This window comes from Kitasatospora mediocidica KCTC 9733 (genome assembly GCF_000744225.1).
GTDB classification, from domain to species: Bacteria; Actinomycetota; Actinomycetes; order Streptomycetales; family Streptomycetaceae; genus Kitasatospora; species Kitasatospora mediocidica.
The window spans coordinates 1267099-1285475 of the sequence record NZ_JQLN01000005.1; the positions used below are offsets into that span (position 1 = coordinate 1267099).

At 71.3% G+C, this 18377-nt stretch carries 17 protein-coding genes; 7 read left to right on the forward strand and 10 right to left on the reverse strand.

Annotated elements, in window-relative coordinates:
* The first annotated feature begins 19 nt into the window (after nucleotides 1–19).
* From BS80_RS37870 to BS80_RS19630, 3 genes are all read left to right on the forward strand, one after another.
* Nucleotides 20–1159, forward strand: a complete 1140-nt coding sequence (locus BS80_RS37870; RefSeq protein ID WP_051966808.1) for a pentapeptide repeat-containing protein — start codon at nucleotides 20–22, stop codon at nucleotides 1157–1159.
* A 216-nt stretch (nucleotides 1160–1375) separates the two neighbouring features.
* Nucleotides 1376–1828: an SUKH-3 domain-containing protein gene (locus tag BS80_RS19625; protein ID WP_035799138.1), complete on the forward strand. Its 453-nt coding sequence runs from the start codon at nucleotides 1376–1378 to the stop codon at nucleotides 1826–1828.
* A gap of 162 nt (nucleotides 1829–1990) precedes the next feature.
* Nucleotides 1991–4414 carry a non-reducing end alpha-L-arabinofuranosidase family hydrolase gene (locus BS80_RS19630; RefSeq protein WP_035801968.1) on the forward strand — a complete coding sequence of 808 codons (2424 nt, stop codon included), beginning with the start codon at nucleotides 1991–1993 and terminating at the stop codon, nucleotides 4412–4414.
* 144 nt (nucleotides 4415–4558) lie between these two features.
* On the opposite strand, the gene BS80_RS19635 is transcribed toward BS80_RS19630, so the two are convergent.
* From BS80_RS19635 to BS80_RS19650, 4 genes are all read right to left on the reverse strand, one after another.
* Nucleotides 4559–4960 (reverse strand): DNA-binding protein, encoded by a 402-nt coding sequence (locus tag BS80_RS19635; RefSeq protein WP_035799142.1) that lies wholly within the window; start codon nucleotides 4958–4960, stop codon nucleotides 4559–4561.
* On the reverse strand, nucleotides 4957–5205 hold the full coding sequence (locus tag BS80_RS19640) for a type II toxin-antitoxin system CcdA family antitoxin (RefSeq protein ID WP_035799145.1): 249 nt from the start codon (nucleotides 5203–5205) through the stop codon (nucleotides 4957–4959). Before BS80_RS19640 ends, BS80_RS19635 begins: the two co-directional genes overlap by 4 nt.
* Nucleotides 5206–5343: 138 nt before the next feature.
* Nucleotides 5344–5736: a PIN domain-containing protein gene (locus tag BS80_RS19645; RefSeq protein ID WP_035799148.1), complete on the reverse strand. Its 393-nt coding sequence runs from the start codon at nucleotides 5734–5736 to the stop codon at nucleotides 5344–5346.
* Nucleotides 5733–6014, reverse strand: coding sequence for a hypothetical protein (locus tag BS80_RS19650; RefSeq protein ID WP_051966809.1), 282 nt, complete (start codon nucleotides 6012–6014; stop codon nucleotides 5733–5735). Before BS80_RS19650 ends, BS80_RS19645 begins: the two co-directional genes overlap by 4 nt.
* Before the next feature lie 93 nt (nucleotides 6015–6107).
* On the opposite strand from BS80_RS19650, the gene BS80_RS19655 reads away from it, so the two are divergent.
* Nucleotides 6108–6995 (forward strand): LLM class flavin-dependent oxidoreductase, encoded by an 888-nt coding sequence (locus BS80_RS19655; RefSeq protein ID WP_035799150.1) that lies wholly within the window; start codon nucleotides 6108–6110, stop codon nucleotides 6993–6995.
* A 72-nt stretch (nucleotides 6996–7067) separates the two neighbouring features.
* Here BS80_RS19655 and BS80_RS19660 read toward each other — a convergent pair whose 3' ends face one another.
* On the reverse strand, nucleotides 7068–7751 hold the full coding sequence (locus BS80_RS19660; RefSeq protein WP_035799152.1) for a DUF6159 family protein: 684 nt from the start codon (nucleotides 7749–7751) through the stop codon (nucleotides 7068–7070).
* 261 nt (nucleotides 7752–8012) lie between these two features.
* On the opposite strand from BS80_RS19660, the gene BS80_RS38640 reads away from it, so the two are divergent.
* On the forward strand, nucleotides 8013–10931 hold the full coding sequence (locus tag BS80_RS38640; RefSeq protein ID WP_157536394.1) for a beta strand repeat-containing protein: 2919 nt from the start codon (nucleotides 8013–8015) through the stop codon (nucleotides 10929–10931).
* A 75-nt stretch (nucleotides 10932–11006) separates the two neighbouring features.
* On the opposite strand, the gene BS80_RS19670 is transcribed toward BS80_RS38640, so the two are convergent.
* The 4 genes from BS80_RS19670 to BS80_RS19685 all read right to left on the reverse strand — a co-directional run bounded on the left by BS80_RS19670 (nucleotide 11007) and on the right by BS80_RS19685 (nucleotide 14116).
* Entirely contained in the window at nucleotides 11007–11600 is a 594-nt protein-coding gene (locus tag BS80_RS19670; RefSeq protein WP_035799154.1) for a phosphatase PAP2 family protein, read from the reverse strand.
* Complete coding sequence (locus BS80_RS19675; RefSeq protein ID WP_063772014.1) at nucleotides 11597–12832, reverse strand: MAB_1171c family putative transporter; 1236 nt, start codon at nucleotides 12830–12832, stop codon at nucleotides 11597–11599. The genes BS80_RS19670 and BS80_RS19675 overlap by 4 nt, the downstream gene beginning before the upstream one ends.
* Nucleotides 12833–12866: 34 nt before the next feature.
* Nucleotides 12867–13463: a hypothetical protein gene (locus tag BS80_RS19680; protein WP_035799157.1), complete on the reverse strand. Its 597-nt coding sequence runs from the start codon at nucleotides 13461–13463 to the stop codon at nucleotides 12867–12869.
* Between the two features lie 119 nt (nucleotides 13464–13582).
* Complete coding sequence (locus BS80_RS19685; RefSeq protein WP_232246535.1) at nucleotides 13583–14116, reverse strand: helix-turn-helix domain-containing protein; 534 nt, start codon at nucleotides 14114–14116, stop codon at nucleotides 13583–13585.
* Nucleotides 14117–14385: 269 nt separating this feature from the next.
* On the opposite strand from BS80_RS19685, the gene BS80_RS19690 reads away from it, so the two are divergent.
* Nucleotides 14386–15207 carry an HAD family hydrolase gene (locus BS80_RS19690; protein ID WP_035799161.1) on the forward strand — a complete coding sequence of 274 codons (822 nt, stop codon included), beginning with the start codon at nucleotides 14386–14388 and terminating at the stop codon, nucleotides 15205–15207.
* A gap of 222 nt (nucleotides 15208–15429) precedes the next feature.
* A complete protein-coding gene (locus tag BS80_RS19695; RefSeq protein WP_035799162.1) occupies nucleotides 15430–17472 on the forward strand; it encodes a hypothetical protein in 2043 nt (680 codons plus the stop codon).
* A gap of 69 nt (nucleotides 17473–17541) precedes the next feature.
* On the opposite strand, the gene BS80_RS19700 is transcribed toward BS80_RS19695, so the two are convergent.
* Nucleotides 17542–18363 carry a phosphate ABC transporter ATP-binding protein gene (locus tag BS80_RS19700; RefSeq protein ID WP_035799164.1) on the reverse strand — a complete coding sequence of 274 codons (822 nt, stop codon included), beginning with the start codon at nucleotides 18361–18363 and terminating at the stop codon, nucleotides 17542–17544.
* Between the last annotated feature and the right edge of the window lie 14 nt (nucleotides 18364–18377).

The window sequence follows — 18377 nt, forward strand, 5'->3', positions numbered from 1 at the left end:
GGCGGACCGGAGGACGGGTATGACGGACGAGGACGGCTTTCCGGAGCTCCACGGGGTCTTCGCCCCGCTGGCGTCGCCCGAGCAGCTGCGTGCCCGCTGGCTGACCCCGCAGGGCGCGGCGGCCCTGGCCGCAGCGGTCACCGGCCTGCAGAGCGGCGGCCGGTGGTACGACGCGGTGGCCGAACTCCCGTACGCGGACGAGGCGTTCCAGGACGAACCGGAACCGGGCAGTCGAGACCTGCGCGGCGCCCCGCTGGACGGACTGGATCTGCGCGGCGCCGACCTGCGCGCCGCGGACCTCTCCGAGGCCTCGGTCCGGTCGGCCGTCCTGGCCGACGCCGACCTGCGCGGCGCGCGGCTGGACGAGGCCGACTTCACGGGATCGGACCTGCGCCGGGCCGACCTCTCCGACGCCACTGGCAAAGCCCGGTTCACCGGGTGCCGCTTCGAGGAGGCCAAGCTCGTCGACACCATGCTGCGGGCGAGCGACTTCCGTCAGGCCGATCTGGTGCGCGCGGACCTGACCGGCGCGAACCTGCTGGGCGCCGACCTCACGGCGGCGAACCTGGCCGGGGCGAACCTGACGGGCGCCCGGCTGGACCTCCCGGGGTCCGAGGCCCCAAGCCGCAGCGAGCCGCCGGCGCAGCGCCCGCCGACCGTACTGCACGGCTTCGACTTCCCGCAGCCGCTGCGCGAGGCCCTGCGCGCCCGGTGGTCCGGGCCCGAGGGCCGTCGCGCCCTCGAAGCGGCCCTCGCCGACGACTCCCCGCCCGGCGGCCGCGACCTGCGCGGCGCCCCGCTGGACGGCCGCGACCTGACCGGGGCGGACCTGTCCGGAGCACTCCTCGACGGCGCCACCGCCGTGGCCGCCGTCCTCGCCGACGCGAACCTGTCCGGCGCGCACCTCCTCGACGCCGACCTCGACCGCGCCGACCTCCGCGGCGCGAACCTGTCGCGCTGCCGCGGCCGCATCTCGCTGCGCGGCTCGCTCCTGCGCGGCGCCGACCTGCGCGGAGCCGCACTACAGGGCTGCGATTTCGAGGACGCCGACACCACGGACGCCGATTTCAGCCAGGCGACCCTGCTCTCCTGCCGCGTGACCGAACGGCAGTGGCAAGCCGCGACGACCACCGGGGCGTACCTCGCACCCAGCGGCTGACCCCCGACCTCGGGTCGGGCCCAGCGGGGCTTCCCCCCAACAGTATGACGAGGCGTCACTCGGCGGCGGGACCAGGACGGGAACGGTCGACGCCAGGCTGAGCGGGTAGCCCTGCGCACGGCGGGTATCCGCACGGCGCCGACTGATGAGGAGGGTCAAGATGTGCGCGAACTGCCAGACATGGGTGCCCGGTTTCGGAGGAGAGGCGCTGTCGGGATGAGCGACACCACCGGGCGCCCGGTCCTCGAGAAGCTGCGCGCCACCCTCGCCGACGCGACCCGCTTCGAGACCGGCCCCCTGGACGTCGAGGACGCCTGCCGGCAGTACGCCGAGGAGGGCTACGAGGCCACCGGGCAGCTGCGGGAGTTCCTGGCCGACTACGCCGAACTCACCGTCGCCTGGCGGTTCCGGGAGTGGGAGGAGGAGGTCTCGACCTCGGTCGAGAAGGCGCTCGACGCTCCCGCCAGGAACGTGCGCTTCTACGCCCGGCGGATCGGCCAACCGGTCCTCCCGGTCGGTGCCGCGTTCACCACCGACGAGGTCCTGCTGCTGGCCGAGAACGGCGACATCCTGCTCGGCGGAGACGCCGGGATCCAGCGGGTCGCGCACGGCTTCGAGAACGCCGTGCGGTGCCTCGTCACCGGCGACTGGGACAAGACCTTCTTCTGACCCGAAGCGGCGGCAACGTGCTCCTGCCGGATCGCGGCAACCTTCTGGCGTGTGGCGGCAACTGACGGGCAACCGGGGCCGAGACCAAGGCTCCCGCGCCAGAAGGACAAGCCGTTGCCACGTCAGAAACGTTCTCATCGCCGCCGCCCGGCAACCCGCCGGCTGCTCGCCGCCGCCGTGGCTCTCGCCGCCGTGGGTGCCGCCGTCCCGCTGGTCGCCGAGGCCGCGTTCACGTCGAACGGCGGGACGCCGACCACGCTCGCCGGTGCGGCGGCGGGCAGCGGCCGCTACTTCGGCACGGCGGTGGCTGGGGGCAGGCTCGGTGACTCGACGTACGCCACCGTTCTCGACCGGGAGTTCAACACGATCACCCCCGAGAACGAGATGAAGTGGGACACCACCGAACCCTCCCGCGGAGCCTTCAACTTCGCCCCCGCCGACGCGATCGTCAGCCACGCCGACGCGCACGGCCAGCGCATGCGCGGCCACACCCTGGTCTGGCACTCCCAACTGCCCGGCTGGGTCAGCTCCATCACCGATGCCACCACCCTTCGCAGTGTGATGGACAACCACATCACCACCGAGATGACCCACTACAAGGGCAAGATCTACGCCTGGGACGTGGTCAACGAGGCCTTCGCCGACGACGGCAGCGGCCGGCACCGCAGCTCCGTGTTCCAGAACGTGCTGGGCAACGGCTTCATCGAGGAGGCCTTCCGCACCGCCCGGAACGCCGACCCCTCGGCCAAGCTGTGCTACAACGACTACAACATAGAGAACTGGACGGACGCCAAGACCCAGGGCGTCTACGCCATGGTCAAGGACTTCAAGTCCCGCGGCGTACCCATCGACTGCGTCGGCTTCCAGAGCCACTTCGGCGCCGGCGGCCCGCCGGCCGACTTCCAGACCACCCTGTCCAACTTCGCCGCGCTCGGCGTGGACGTCCAGATCACCGAACTCGACATCGCCCAGGCGTCCGCAGCCGCGTACACCACCACCGTCCAGGACTGCCTCAACGTCGCCCGCTGCACGGGCATCACGGTGTGGGGCATCCGCGACAGCGACTCCTGGCGCACCGGTGAGGACCCGCTGCTGTTCGACGGCAACGGCAACAAGAAGGCCGCCTACAACGCGGTCCTCACCACCCTGGCCGGCGCCGCCGGCGGCGGCGGAACGCCGGGCGGCGGCATCACCCCCGGCACCGTCTACACGCTCTCCGACGTAGCCGCCGGACGTGCTCTCGACGAGTACGTGGGACAGAACGGAAACGCCACCCCGCTCCAGGTCTGGGACGCCAGCGGCGCCACCAACCAGCAGTGGCGGGCCGCCCGGAACGGCGACGGCTCCTACACGCTGACCAACGTCGCCAGCGGCCGGGTGCTGGACGAGCCGGGCAACCAGACGGGCAACGGGACGAGGATGGAGGTCTGGGACGCCAACGGCGGCGCCAACCAGCACTGGAAGGCCGCCCGCAACGCCGACGGCTCCTACACCCTGACCAACGTCGCCAGCCGCCGAGCACTGGCGATCCCCGCAGGTCAGACCGCCAACGGCACCCCCGTCCAGGTCTGGGACTCCAACGGCGGCGCCAACCAGCACTGGAGCTTCACACCCTCCGCGTCGACGACACCGGCACCGACACCAGCACCGACAGCGACAGCGACACCGACGGGCGGCACGTGTGCCCTTCCCTCGACGTACCGTTGGACGTCGACGGGCGCGCTGGCGCAGCCGTCGAACGGGTTGGCCGCGGTGAAGGACTTCACCGACGTGGTGTACAACGGCAAGCACCTGGTCTACGCGTCGACCGTCTCGGGATCGACCTACGGCTCGATGGTGTTCAGCCCGTTCACGAACTGGTCCGACATGGCGTCGGCCGGCCAGAGCGCGATGAGCCAGTCCGCGGTGGCACCCACGCTGTTCTACTTCGCGCCCAAGCACATCTGGGTGCTGGCGTACCAGTGGGGCCAGTGGCCGTTCATCTACCGCACGTCGAGCGAACCCACCAACCCCAACGGCTGGTCCGCGCCGCAGCCGCTGTTCACCGGCAGCATCCCCGGCTCCGGAACCGGCCCGATCGACCAGACCCTGATCGCCGACGACCAGAACATGTACCTGTTCTTCGCCGGTGACAACGGCAGCATCTACCGGGCGAGCATGCCGATCGGGAACTTCCCGGGCACCTTCGGCTCCTCCTCCACCACGGTCATGAGCAACTCGGCGAAGAACCTGTTCGAGGCGCCCCAGGTCTACAAGGTCCAGGGGCAGAACCAGTACCTCATGCTCGTCGAGGCCCGCGGTGCCAACGAGCAGCGCTACTTCCGCTCGTTCACCGCCAGCAGCCTGAACGGCTCGTGGACCCCCCAGGCCGGCACCGAGAGCAACCCCTTCGCGGGCAAGGCCAACAGCGGTGCCACCTGGACCAACGACATCAGCCACGGTGACCTGGTCCGCAACAACCCCGACCAGACCATGACCATCGACCCCTGCAACCTCCAGCTCCTCTACCAGGGCAAGTCCCCCACCGCGACCGGCCCCTACGACCAACTGCCCTGGCGCCCCGGCCTCCTCACCCTCCAGCACTGACCCCGCCCGCCCCACACTGACCGCCACGTCCACCACCTCAGGGAACCCCAGCCGCCCGCCGGCCGGGGTTCCCTGTTGCGCGACCGCAGCTCGGCACCGCCCGCCCAGTGCCTTGACGGCCACCCAGGCCGCCTTGTTTCCGGCTCAGATGGCGATGAGCCGGACGCGGTCGCCGCAGAGCTTGGCCATGTCATCGACGTTCGAGGTGAGCATGGCCACCGGTGCCGGCTGACGAAGCGCCATCTCGGCGACGGTCGCATCGATCGCGTACTTGTGTCCGTGCAGGCCGGTCTGCTTCAGCAGTTCGGCTGCCGCTCGCGCCGCCTGTTCGGTGACCGCCTCGACCTTGACCTGTGAGAGCACCCAGTTCAGTCGAGGAGTGCTCACCCGCGCATGCATGACCTCCACGATGGTGTTGGCGCCGACCACCAGATCAGCCGCCATCGAGTGGAAGGACCGGAGCAGCGCGAGTGTGCCACGCTCCTGCGAGACCCAGGAGGACAGCCCCTGAGAGTCCAGCACGACGGTCTCGATGCGGATGCTCACGCGGCGTTCGCCGAGCTGTCGTGGTTGGTCGATCCGAAGATCCTGGCATTCGCCGCAGCCAGCTCCTCCTCGGTAAACAACCCGTACTCCTCCTCGTGGCGGCGTACCTCCTCGCCCAGCAGCTGGTGCCGGATCTGGCGGGCCACGGCCTCGGCGACGTAGCCGGAGACGTTGTCCGTGAGCTTCTTCAGCTCGGCCACCTGCTCGCTCGGGAGGGTGACCGTGATGCGTGTCGTGGCTGGCATGGCACAAGCATACTGCGATATGCACCACCCCTGCGGCCCTCCCGGGACGTAGGGTCGTCGCTATGCGCTTGAGTACCGCGATCCTCCCCTGAGCTGGGACGGCGCACTGCAAGAAGCGGAACAGGCAGGGCCAAGACGTCAGATCGGCTCGACCGCGATGTGGCGGTGACACAGCCGATACAGGTCCTCGGGGTCACTCGTCACGATCGTCACGTCACCGTGCTCAAGGTGCGCGGTGGCTGCGAGCATGGCGTCGATGGCGTACTTGTGACCATGAAGCCCCTCGACTGCCAGGAGCTTGCTCGCCGCACGTGCGATCTCCTCCGTGACGGGACGCACCTTGGCCAGGGAGACAGCGTGGTCGAACGCCGCCTGCGGCACCTCGGGGTCGCGCGCCTCTACCAGTGTGGCCGCGCTCGTCACCACCAGAAGATCCAGCGTGCGGGCGACATCCAGCCACACAGTCATGTCGCGATGCCGCCGGGAGAGCTTCGAGAGAGCCTCGCTGTCCAGAACAAGGGCGCCGCTCACGCGGCGTCCGCCGGGGCGGAGTCACCGCGGTGAGCAGTGTGGTGTGCGCGGACGCGCTCGGCCCTGGCCGCCACCTCGGCCGGATCCACCGGCCCGTGCTCGGCTTCGGCAGCCACGATGTAATCGTCGATGGCTTCGCGCTGGAGCTGTCGTTGGACGGCCTCCTCGATGTAGGAGGAGACGCCCTGCTTGCCAGCGCGTGCGCGAATCGCCTCAAGGGTCTCGGCGCGCAGGGAGACGCTGGTGACTCGGGTCTTGCCAGGGCGCTGTCTGTCCACGCCAGTAGTGTATTACATCATGTGTGAGCGGCGAGGGCCGTTCTCGGCCCGACGTTCACAGCAAGTGGACACGACTCCCGTAGGGTCGGAGCCATGCGTCTGAGCACAGTGATCCTCCCCATCCACCGGTGGAACGAGGGACAGAAGATCTGGCGGCGGGCCGAGGACCTCGGGTTCCATGCCGCGTACACCTATGACCACCTCTCCTGGCGGTCCTTCCGGCAGGAGACCTGGTTCGGGGCGGTGCCGACGCTGACGGCGGCCGCCACCGCGACCGAGCGGATCCGGCTGGGCACGCTCGTGACGTCGCCGAACTTCCGGCACCCCGTGACGCTGGCCAAGGAGCTGCTGACGGTCGACGACGTGTCCGGCGGGCGGCTGACCGTGGGGATCGGGGCCGGCGGGGACGGGTTCGACGCGACGGCGATGGGGCAGGAGGCGTGGACGCCGAAGGAGCGGGCGGACCGGCTCGGGGAGTTCCTGCCGTTGCTGGACCGGCTGCTGACCGAGGACGCCACGACCGCCGAGGGCCGCTACTACTCGGCCGTCGAGGCGCGGAACATCCCCGGCTGCGTGCAGCGGCCGCGGGTGCCGTTCTACGTGGCGGCCACCGGCCCGCGCGGGCTGCGGCTGGCGGCGGAGTACGGGCAGGGCTGGGTCACCTACGGTGACGCGCGAGGCCCGGCGGACGTGCCCGTGGCGCAGGCCCCGGCGGTGATCGCGGGACAGCTCGCCAAGCTCACCGCTGCCTGCGAGGCGCAGGGCCGGGACGTGAACGAGCTGGAGAAGATGCTGTTGCAGGGCTCGACGGCCGAACGCCCGCTCGCCTCGCTGGACGCCTTCGTCGACTGGGCGGGCACCTACCGGGAGTTGGGGATCACCGAGTTGGTGATCCACTGGCCGGTGCCCGACTCGATCTTCGAGAACGACCTCACGGTCTTCGAGCGGATCGCCACCGAGGGCCTGGCACAGCTGGGTTGACCGCTCCGGCCGGAGCTCTCGCCCGAGAGCTCCGGCCCGCGGTCAGCCGGCCCGCGGTCAGCCGGCCTGCGGTCAGCCGGCCCGGTCCGTCACGGCACGGTGGTAGAGCGTCATCCGGTAGGCGCCCGACACCGCGGAGGAGAGGATGCCCGCCAGCAGGAACAGGGTCAGCACCGAGCCGGCCGCGGCGAACATGACCGCGGGACTGTCCGACTCGACCGCGACGATCATCGCCGACACACCGGCCAGCAACACCACCACGGTCGTCACGAACAGCCGCACCCCGCCGGCCACCCAGGAGCCGAGCTCCCGGCGGCCGAGCAGCAGCGAGCGCCGCAGACTGGGCAGCAGCCCGCCACCCTCGACGACGATCACCGGCAGCACGAAGAACGTCAGCAACGACCAGGACAGACCGGCCAGTTCGAAGATCAACGACAGCCCGACGGTGGACTCCAGCACCCTCAGCAGGAGGCCCAGGGTGGAGCCCAGCGCACTCCACCCCACCAGCGTCGGCAACCGCCCTGCCACCGACCGCAGCGACGTCCCGATCGCCGGCCGACCGCCGGCCAGCAGGCCGTGCACGGAGTGCAGCAGCGCCGCGCTGAAGTAGGTCCCCACGCAGGACAGCAGGGCCAACAGCACGACCAGCCCGGCCGACTGAGCCGTCGTCGGCGTCTGCCCCTGCTCCACCCGCTGCCAGACACCGCTCAGCGGCACGACCCACGCCGCGAGCAGGACGAGCGCGAGGGCAGCCACGCTCAACGCCGGGAAGCACAGCAGCGCGGGCCGGCGGCGGATGACCCGCGCAGCCGTTCGAACTACCCCTGAGCGCACTGCCCCACCCCTCGTCGATCACCTGAGCACACAGTTCTACCGCAGAGGACATCGCACGGGACCGCCGCCCCTGGGCCTGGCTGATCACGCGCGGACCGCCTCTGCTATCAATGGCCAGTCCGCGCGCGCGGACAGCGCCCCGGCCGGAGTGGCCGGACGCGTCCAGAGGGGGAGCACACAAGCATGTCCATCAGAGAGTTCAGATCTCAGCGGGGTCTGCGCCGCTGGGTGGCGGTCGCCGCGGTGACGATGGCGATGATCGCCTCGGCCGGCACCGCCGCGACGGCGACCGCGGCGACGGGCGCGCCCAGCGCCGCGCCCACAGCCGGCACACCCACGACCAGCACGCCGAAGGCCATCAGCACCGCGCCGAAGGCCGCCGCGGCCAAGCCGCACATCTCCCTGCCCGAGCAGCACGACCTGTCGGGTGCGTTCGTCCCCGCCGGGCCGACCCGGCTGCTCGACACCCGCGACGGCACCGGAACACACGGCCTCGTCAAGCCGGTGGGCAACAACCCGCTGCTGCTCGACGTCTCCCAGGTCACCGGCAACCCGTCCGTCACACCCACCGCCGTCGTCCTCAACGTCACGGTCACCAGCCCCACCTCGGCCGGATTCCTGACCGTCTACCCGTACGGCGGGAACGTCCCCGGGACGTCGAACCTCAACTTCACCGCCGGGCAGACCGTCGCCAACCAGGTCACCGTCCCCGTCGGCACCAACGGCCTCATCGGCATCGCCAACTTCGCCGGCACCGCCGACGTCATCGCCGACCTCGCCGGCTACTACACCCTCGACAAGGCCGCCGCCACCTACGTCGCCGACGGCCCCGCCCGCGTCCTGGACACCCGCGACGGCACCGGCACCGCCGGCCACCCCGCACCCATCGGCACCGGCAAGAGCGTCGCCCTCCAGATCGCCGGCGTCGCCGGCGTCCCCGCCACCGGCGTCACCGCCGTCACCCTCAACGTGACCGCCACCGACACCAGCAGCCAGGGCTTCCTCACCGTCTACCCCGACGGCAAGAGCGTCCCCACCGCCTCCAACCTCAACTTCCTCGCCGGCCAGACCGTCCCCAACCTCGTCACCGTCCCCGTCGGCGCCGACGGCAAGGTCGACTTCTACAACTTCGCCGGCACCACCGACGTCGTCGCCGACCTCGCCGGCTACTACCTCGCCGGCGCCCCGCAGACCGGCGGCGTCTTCCGCACCCTGGACGCCCCCACCCGGCTGCTCGACACCCGCGACGGCACCGGCACCAGCGGCAAGGCCGCCCCGATCGGCACCGGCAAGAGCATCGGCCTCCAGGTCGCCGGCAACGCCGGCATCCCGGCCGCCAACGTCACCGCCGTCGTCCTCAACGTCACGGTCACCAACGCCAGCAGCCAGGGCTTCCTCACCGTCTACCCCGACGGCAAGAGCGTCCCCACCGCCTCCAACCTCAACTTCCTGGCCGGCCAGACCGTCCCCAACCTCGTCACCGTCCCCGTCGGGGCGGACGGCAAGGTCGACTTCTACAACTTCGCCGGCACCACCGACGTCATCGCCGACGTCTTCGGCTACTTCAGCGCGGGCGACCAACTCGCCCTGACCTCACTGAACTTCGCCACACCCACCGTCGACGCCTCGGCCGGCTACACCCCGGTCGCCGTCAACTGGACGCTCACCGACTCCAACCCGGCCGCCACCCAGACCGGCGGCGAGATCGTCATCCGCCAGCAGGGCAGCACCCCCGACACCTACATCGGCCAGCCCTACGTCGTCGACTACCTCTCGACGCAGGACATGTCCAGCTTCGGTGGAGCCAAGCTGGTCTCCGGCAGCGCCGCCAACTCCAGCTACTCCTACACCTTCTCCGTCCCGCGCTACGCGGCGTCGGCAACCGCCAAGTGGGCCGTCACCCTGGTCAGCGCCTTCGAGAACGCCTCGCAGCAGCAGCTGGTCCTGGCCGGCTCCGCCCTCAGCGGCTACGGCGACGTCCTTACCGCCACCGAGGCCGTCTCGACAGTGACGCCGAGCTACGACAACAGCCTCGCCCTGGTTTCGAACACGGCCGGCGCGCCCGCCTACCTGTACGACGGTGCCAACAACTCGGCGCTGTACTCGATCACCGTGCAGGACCAGCAGTCCGGCCTCGGGCAGGGCACCCTGACCCTCTCCGGCCCGGGCGGCCGCACGCTGAGCTCGACCTTCGCCGAGATGAACGACGAGGGCCAGCAGTACGGACCGTGCCATCAGCAGATCACCGACGCCTCCTGCTACGTCACCGTGGTCTTCCCCGCCGGTACCCCGGCCGGGGTGTGGACGGTGTCCGCGCTCTCGCTGACCAACAACGCGGGCCAGACCCAGACCTTCAACAACCTCAACGCGGTGCCGCTGACGGTCACCTCGAACAGCACGCTCAGCGCGGACCACTTCACCGCCACCCCGAACCCGGTCAACTCCTGGGCGGGGAACACTCCGTTCCAGATCTCCATGCACATCAACGGTGCACAGGGCGGCGTCCAGACGGTCCAGGTCTTCTCGACCGGCGGCTGCTCGGTGGAGTCGGCCACGCCGACCCACAACGCTGACGGCAGCTACTCGGTGTCGGGGACCATGAACCAGTCGCGGAACGGCCAGGCGTCCTCCTGCCTCGTGGCGGGAATCAGCATCCTCGACGGCGCGGGCAACGTGGCGCTCTACGGCTCGGACTTCGCCGCGCCGGATCCCGGACTGAACATCAAGGGCGTCGCAGACACCACCCCGCCGACCGTCACCTCGGCCGCGCTGAACGTCACCAGCATCGCCCAGAGCAAGGCCTCGACGCAGTCGTTCGTCGTCACCGCCAAGGTCAACTCCCCGACCGCGCCGGTCGTCGGGTTCAGCAGCTACCTCTACGACAGCACCGGCGCCGTCGTGGGCCAGTCGTCGGGCGGCGCCAGCCAGGGGCCGGACGGCACGGTCACCTTCGGCGTCTACCTGCCGAACCCGATCGCGGTCGGCACCTACACCGTCGGCTTCAGCCTCAACGACGCCGGCTGGCTCAGCAGCTCCTACGGGATGCCCGGCAAGCCGGCCGTCCCGGGCGGACCGGTCACCCTGACGATCACCGCAGGCTGACGCCGCAGCACTGAACGACTGTGGGACCAGGCCCGAACAGGGCCTGGTCCCACAGTCGTTCGGCGGCGCCGCGGATCAGCGCAGGGCGAGGAAGGTCGCGACGGCGACTGCGGCGCCCAGCACCGTGCCGACCAGCACCTGGGCGAGGGTGTGGTCCTTCAGCTCCACCCGCGACCAGCCCACCACGGCCACCAGCGGGTAGAGCACGAGCATCCAGGGCCCGTACGCGATCACCAGCATCGCGATCGCGCCGGAGGACACCGCCGTGTGCACGCTGACCTTCCAGAACACCGTGACGGCCAGGATGACCACCAGCGCGGCCAGCATCGCCGCGACCAGCGCCACCATCTCGGACGGCGCGTGGCCCACCAGCATCAGGGCCATCCCGCAGATCACCGAGGCCATGATCAGCGGGATGACGACCAGCCGGTCCTGCCGGCGGCGGACGTGCCGGTCGCCCCAGTGGCCGCGCCGCTCACCGGCCTTGATCAGCAGGATCGGGATGACGCCCGAGAAGAGCGCGGCCTCCAGGCCCCAGCCGACGCCGACCAGGCGCTGTGCGTGCCAGCCCATCAGCAGGGTGACGGCGATGATCCAGTTCTTGGGTTCGAGGCCGTCGGTGATCAGGCGGGCGGGGCGGGACTCCACCGGGTGGGCGGGTGCGGTCACGGGATGTCCTGGAGTTCGTGGTCGGTGAGGTCGTGGTCGGTAACGTCGGTGGTATCCGTGGCCGTGGAGCGCGCGAACGCCTCGGCGGCGGTGGAGCGGTAGGCCTCGGCGAGCCGGAGCAGCCGGCGGGTCTCGGAGGCGAAGTCGAGCTCGGCGAAGCTGCTGCCGACGGTCGGCACCGGCCCGCTCTCAGCGGTACGGCCTTCGGGGGTACGGCCCTCGGGGGTACGCCCGGCCAACCGGGCCTCGCGGGCCGCGCGCAGCCAGTACGCCTCGGCCGCCACCGCCAGCTCGTCGCCGTGCAGACCGGACCGCTCGGCGCAGCGCCGGGCCCGCTCGCGCACCTGCGCGGAAGCGTGCGGGGCCAGCACGAGGGCGGCGTCGCGGATCTCGATCACCAGGCGGTGCAGCCGCACCCGGGGACCGTGGCCGAGGCTCGCGGTGAGCACGACGTCGGGCACCGCGCCGGTGAGCGAGACCCACAGGCCGCGGATCCGGCGGGCGGTGCGCCAGTCCCGCAGGCCGTGCCAGGCGACGCCGACGGCCGGGATCGCGTTGCCGACCAGGATCAGCGTGATGGCGGTCAGCTCGACGCCGTCCAGCACCGACTGACCCACGAACAACGCGCGCCCGCACAGGTGCAGGACCACCTCGCAGCAGCGCAGCGACGCGTAGCAGACGCCGACGGCGGTGCCCGCGCCGAGCACCCGCAGACCGGTCCGCAGCCAGCCGGCCCCGGCGCGCCGGGCGTACGTCCAGAAGAGCCAGCCGGCCACCGCCATCGAGGCGCCGAGGTAGCCGTTGAAGACCAGCGCGTACGCGTCGGCGGGCACCGAAGCGCGGTAGGCCTGGTAGAAGTCGGCCACCTCGGTGGGCTGCCGGACCTGGGCGAAGGCGGTGGTCAGCGCGGCCAGCACGGCGAGGCCGACGGCCAGATGCGGCTTGCGGACGCGCGGGGCCAGGTCGGGCCGGGCCATGCCGGCCACGAAGGAGAGCACGGCCGCGCAGGCGACGATGCCGATCTGGTTCTTGAACAGCACGGCGAGGTTGTGCACACCGCTGGACGCGTCGATCCGGCTGCCGACGCCCGGCACTCCGACGGTGCTGGCGAGGGTCAGAGCGGCGAACGCCGTCCACAGCGCCCGCTGCTTGGGCACCCGCACGGCGGACGGCAGGCGCCAGGCGGTGACCGTCCAGAGCATGGCCAGCACGACGAGCTTGGCGGTGCTCATCGCCCGGCCCCCGGATTCGTTGTGCTCATCGTGTTCATATGCTGCGGATCGGATGGCCGAAGGCGTCGTCCAGCCGGGCCAGGACGTCGGCGGAGTCCGGCGAGGCGCGGTGGGCGCCGGCCCGGGTGGCGCGCTCCAGGATCAGGGTGGCCAGCGACTCCGCCTCGGTCTCCTGGCGGCTGCTGTACCCGCTGCGGGCCAGCAGGCTGAGCACCCGGTCCGTGGAGAGCCCGAGCTCGCGGTCGGCTGCGCGTCCGGCGGCCTGCTCAGCGGCCCGGACGGCGTCCCGGACCGCGCGGACCCGGTCGGCCTCGGCGCGCAGCGCGTCCGCCGGGCCCTGCGGCGAGGCGTGGTCGAGCAGCATGTGCGAGATCTCGTGCAGGACGATCTGGGTCTTCAGGATCGGCTCGGCTCCGGCCTCGTAGAAGACCAGGTCGACGGTGTCCAGGCCGAGCCACATCCCGCACGGCAGTTCGGCGGCGACGGCACCCTCCAACGCCACCAGGCGCAGCGGACGGCCGCGCCGCCGCGCGATGCCCTCGCAGAACTCCGCCAGGTCGAAGGGGCGCGGGACGGCCAGCTGCTCGGCCAGAGCAGTGAACCGGTCACCCGAACGGCTGCGCCACTTCACGGGTGCCCTGCCCCTCTGGTGTCGTCCGAGAGTGATCGGACAGTAGCTTAGACGGACCGCAGCGACCGTACCCCCGCCCGACGGCGGTCAGGCACGTCGGCGGTCAGGCACGTCGGCGGTCAGGCACGTCGGCGGCGGGCGACCCGGCCGACCGCGGGCAGGCCCTCGACCACCCGCACCTGGTCGACGATCGCGCGCAGTCCCTTGAGCGCCTTCGGGGAGAGGCCGGCCAGCCGGAACGCCACGGCCCGGATGTTGCTGTCGGCCAGCACCCCGGCGAGTTCGTCGACGGCCCCGGCCGCCGGGTCGACCGCGCCGGGCCGGCCGTCCGCCTCCGCGCCGAGCTTGAGCTCGCGCACCCGGGCGTCCACCAGCTCGGCCACCGTGTCGTCCAGGAAGTACGCCGCCGGGACGCCGAAGAAGGCGGCGATGACCTCCAGGGTGTTGACCGTCGGGTTGGTCTTCGCGCCGGTGCGGATCTGCTGGAGCGTGCCGTGCGACACGGTGGGCCCGCCCACCTCGGCCTGCCTGCGGATCGCGTGCGCCACCTCGTGATAGCTGAACGGGCCCCGGCCGGCCGGGTGGATCTCCTGGAAGAGGTGGTCGAGCTTCTCCGCGATGGTTCGTCGGCGGGCTGGGGTCTGCTCACCCATCGACGTCACCATTCCTTGGTCCACGGGCCTTCGACGGGCCTTCGACGATCTGTTCGGAAGGCCCCAGTATCCACTGAATTAGACGACTGGCATGAACAGATTCCGAAATTTCCAGCAAGGTTGACAGGTCGGGTGGGGGACAGCGTATGTTCGAGCGCGCGCCGTCCAACAAAATAGACGGCGGTCGGGGCGGTACACGGTCACACGGGGGTTGACCGTGTGCCGCCACTTTTTCCGGTCGGTCCGGCGGCACCTGCGAGGATGGACGGGTGAACCAGGCCTCCCCGCGTCCGCGACTGATCGCCACCGACCTCGACGGCACCCTGCTCTGCCAGGGCGGCACGGTCTCCACCCGGACGGCCGCGGCGCTCGCGGCGGCCGAGGCGGCCGGGATCCAGGTGGTCTTCGTCACCGGCCGTCCGCCGCGCTGGATGCAGCGGCTCGGACCGCACATCGGCGGCCACGGGGTGGCGATCTGCTCCAACGGCGGCGTGGTCTTCGACGTCCGGCGCGAACGGGTGCTGGAGAGCTTCCCGCTGCGGGCCGAGGAGGCCGCCACGGTGGTGTCCCTGCTGCGCGACCGGCTGCCCGGGACGGCGTTCGCCTTCGAGTTCCCCGGCGGCTTCGCCCGCGAACCGCAGTACCGGGTGCCGATGTGGGGCGCCGAGGACGACCACCCGATCGCCACGGCCGAGGAGTTGCTCGCCGACCACCGGGTGGGCGACTGCTACAAGCTGCTCGCCAAGCACCCCGAGCTGGACCCGGACGTCTTCCTCGCGCAGGGCCGGGCAGCGGTCGGCCGGGTCGCCGAGATCACCCGCTCCAGCCCGATCCCACTGCTGGAGATCAGCGCCCCCGGCGTCACCAAGGCCAGCACGCTGGCCCGTTGGTGCGCCGAACAGGGCATCGACCGCACCGAGGTGGCGGCCTTCGGCGACATGCCCAACGACCTGGAGATGCTGGCCTGGGCCGGCACCGGCTACGCCGTCGCCAACGCCCACCCCGACGTCCTGGCCGCCGTCGCCCACCGCGCCGTCAGCAACGAGGAGGACGGCGTGGCCCAGGTGATCGAGGAGCTGCTCGACCGCTGACGGTGCGCCATCGAACCTTTGCCCAACTGTGATCACCCGGAGGCGACCGCGACCTCCCCGCGCTGATAGGAAGTCAGGGCCGGTGATCCCACCGGCCGGGGGCGGAACTTCTCACGAACGTCGGCCGCGCCGTCGGGCGCCGATCCAGCACCAGGACCGGCGCCCGACGGCGCGGCCCGCGCGCGCTCCCATGACCGCATCGCATCCTCATGGAGCCGCTGGATGGACTCGTCCACCGACGACGCCCGTCGCACACCCCGCCCGGGGAGCGCACTTCGTCGTCTCGTCCTGGTCGGTACGACCGCGCTGGCCCTGCTGGCCACCGCCGCCCCGATCGCGACCGCCGCCCCGACTGCCGCCCCGAGCGGCAGCACGGCGGGCAGCGGCACCACGGCCGGTACCACCACGGGCAGCGGCACCGCCGCGCCGCACGACCAGCCGCCTGCCGCCGTGCCGCCGGCTCCCACCCGGCCCGGGACGTTCGTCCGGACCGACCTGACCCGCCTGCTGGACACCCGCAGCGCGACCGGCGTCCCGACGGCCGCGCCGCTCGGCGCCGGAGCGGACCTCAGCTTCGCCCTGGGTCTGCCCGCCGCCGACGTGAAGGCGGTGGTGCTGAACGTCACCGCCACCGACACCACCGCCGACGGCTTCCTGACCGTCTACCCCGACGGCGCGCAGCAGCCGTCCACCTCCAACCTCAACTTCACGGCCGGGCAGACCATCGCCAACCTGGTCACCGTCCCGGTGACCGACGGCAAGGTCGCCATCCACAACCGGTTCGGCTCGGTCGACGTGATCGCCGACATGTCGGGCTACTACACCGACGACGCGGCGCTCAGCGGCTCCACCTACCTCCCGGTCACCCCGGGCCGGGTCCTGGACACCCGGGACGGCACCGGCACCGGCGGCAGGGCGGCCCCGGTCGGACAGTTCGGCACCGTCAACCTGCCGGTGGCCGGCCACGGGGGCGTCCCGAAGTACGGCGCCACCTCGGTCGTCCTGAACGTCACCGCGACGGACACCACCGACACCGGGTTCCTCACGGTCTACCCGCACGGCACCGCCCGCCCCGGGACGTCGAACCTCAACTTCGCCGCCCGGCAGACCGTGCCCAACCTGGTCACCGTCCCGCTCGGCGCCGACGGCAGCGTGGACATCTACAACCACCTCGGGACCACCGACGTGGTGGCGGACGTCTTCGGCTTCTACACCTCCGCCCCCACCGGCTCCGGCTACACCGCCACCGGCCCGACCCGCCTCTTCGACACCCGCGAGGCCGGCGGCCAGAAGGTCGGCCCCGGCCAGACCCTGAGCCGCCCGGTCGGCCAGGGCTCCGGCCTGTCCAGCACCAAGGTCAGCGCGGTGGTCCTGAACGTCACCGCGACCAACCCCACCTCCGACGGCTTCGTCACCGTCTTCACCGGCGCCAACAGCACCCCGCCGGGGACGTCGAACCTCAACTTCACAACGGGCCGGACCGTCCCGAACCTGGTGATCGTGCCGGTGGACGACTCGGGGATGCTGAACTTCTACAACCGGTTCGGCTCGGTGGACCTGGTGGTCGACCTGTTCGGCTACTTCACCGCTCCGCAGGGGGGACCGACGGGCCTGGCCATGGGCGGTTACAACGGCGCACCCACCTGCAACCAGGCGAGCCCCGGCGGCTGGGTCGATCCGCAGTTCGTCAGTGGCACCGTCAAGGCGGTGGGACTCACCCTCAGCGGTACGGGCTTCGCGAACTCCGCCCACCAGAACCAGATCTGGGCCGAGATCGTGATCACCGGCCCGGACGGCACCACGAGCTACCCGACACAGCCGAACTACTACTACGGGACTCCGGTGCCGCTCGCGGCGTCGTACACCGACTTCAAGGCCCAGGGCCAGTACAGCTGGTACGCCTACACGACGGACGGCACGCTCGTCTCGCCGCCGAGTGCCCCGTGCTACTTCCAGGTCGGCCCGGAGCCCGGGCTCACCGGCGTCACGATCACCTCGACCTCGACCCAGTTCCACGTCGGCGCTCCCGCGCAGTTCACCTTCACCTCGGTCGGCAACGGCACCCTGCCCGGTCAGCAGGCCGGGTCGTTCTGCTACGGCTTCGACCCGTACAACTGCACCACCGTCCCGGCCGTGAACGGCGCGGCGACGGTCACCATCACCCCCGGGCAGTGGGGCAGCCAGTTCCTCAGTGTGAAGGCGACCAGTCTGGACGGCGGGACCACGGCCGCGAACAGCTTCCAGATGTACGTGGCCTCCAACTGATCCAGCAGCTGAGACACCCGAGCCGGGGCGGATTCCGATCCGCCCCGGCTCGCTGTCATTCCAAGTCCGCTACCCGAAGCGCCCGTTGACGTAGTCCGCCGTGCGCGGGTCGGCCGGGTCGGTGAAGAGCTGGGCGGTGGGGCCGGCTTCGACGATGCGGCCGGGGGTGTCGTGGGTGGCCAGGAAGAACGCGCAGGACTGCGAGACGCGTTGGGCCTGCTGCATGTTGTGGGTGACGATCACGACGGTGAGCCGGCCGCGCAGTTCGGCGATGGTCTCCTCGACCCGGCGGGTGGAGGTGGGGTCGAGGGCCGAACAGGGCTCGTCCATCAGCAGAATGTCCGGCGAGACGGCCAACGAGCGGGCGATGCACAGGCGTTGCTGCTGACCACCGGAGAGGGCACCGCCGGGGGTGTGCAGGCGGCCGCTGACCTCGTTCCAGAGGCCGGCCCGGCGCAGGCTGGTCTCCACCAGGTACTCGCGCTCGTCGCGGGAGGTCTTGATGCCGGCCAGCTTGAGGCCGCTCGCGACGTTGTCCGCGATGGACATCGCCGGGAACGGGTTGGGGCGCTGGAAGACCATGCCGATCCGGCGCCGGACCTCGGCCGGACGCCGGCCGGCCTCGTAGACGTCCGCGCCGTCGAGCAGCACCTCGCCCGCCAACGCGGCGCCGCGCACCATCTCGTGCATCCGGTTGAGGATCCGCAGGTAGGTGGACTTGCCGCAGCCGGAAGGGCCGATCAGCGCGGTGACCTCGCCGGCCGCCATGGTCAGCGAGACCCGCTCCAGCACCTTGTGCGCACCGAACCAGGCGGAGACGCCGCGGGTCTCCAGGCCGGAGAGGAGCTCGGGTTCGGCGGCGGCGGGCTGGTAGGGCACGGTGGTGGTCATCTGCGGTCCTTCGC

What these genes read in the sequence shown, in the direction of transcription:
- BS80_RS19640 (WP_035799145.1), bottom strand. Translation starts at nt 5,205, where the DNA reads ATGCCAGCCACGACACGCATCACGGTCACCCTCCCGAGCGAGCAGGTG.
- BS80_RS19695 (WP_035799162.1), top strand. Translation starts at nt 15,430, where the DNA reads ATGGACTCGTCCACCGACGACGCCCGTCGCACACCCCGCCCGGGGAGC.
- BS80_RS19655 (WP_035799150.1), top strand. Translation starts at nt 6,108, where the DNA reads ATGCGTCTGAGCACAGTGATCCTCCCCATCCACCGGTGGAACGAGGGA.
- BS80_RS19625 (WP_035799138.1), top strand. Translation starts at nt 1,376, where the DNA reads ATGAGCGACACCACCGGGCGCCCGGTCCTCGAGAAGCTGCGCGCCACC.
- BS80_RS19700 (WP_035799164.1), bottom strand. Translation starts at nt 18,363, where the DNA reads ATGACCACCACCGTGCCCTACCAGCCCGCCGCCGCCGAACCCGAGCTC.
- BS80_RS19675 (WP_063772014.1), bottom strand. Translation starts at nt 12,832, where the DNA reads ATGAGCACCGCCAAGCTCGTCGTGCTGGCCATGCTCTGGACGGTCACC.
- BS80_RS19685 (WP_232246535.1), bottom strand. Translation starts at nt 14,116, where the DNA reads ATGGGTGAGCAGACCCCAGCCCGCCGACGAACCATCGCGGAGAAGCTC.
- BS80_RS38640 (WP_157536394.1), top strand. Translation starts at nt 8,013, where the DNA reads ATGTCCATCAGAGAGTTCAGATCTCAGCGGGGTCTGCGCCGCTGGGTG.
- BS80_RS37870 (WP_051966808.1), top strand. Translation starts at nt 20, where the DNA reads ATGACGGACGAGGACGGCTTTCCGGAGCTCCACGGGGTCTTCGCCCCG.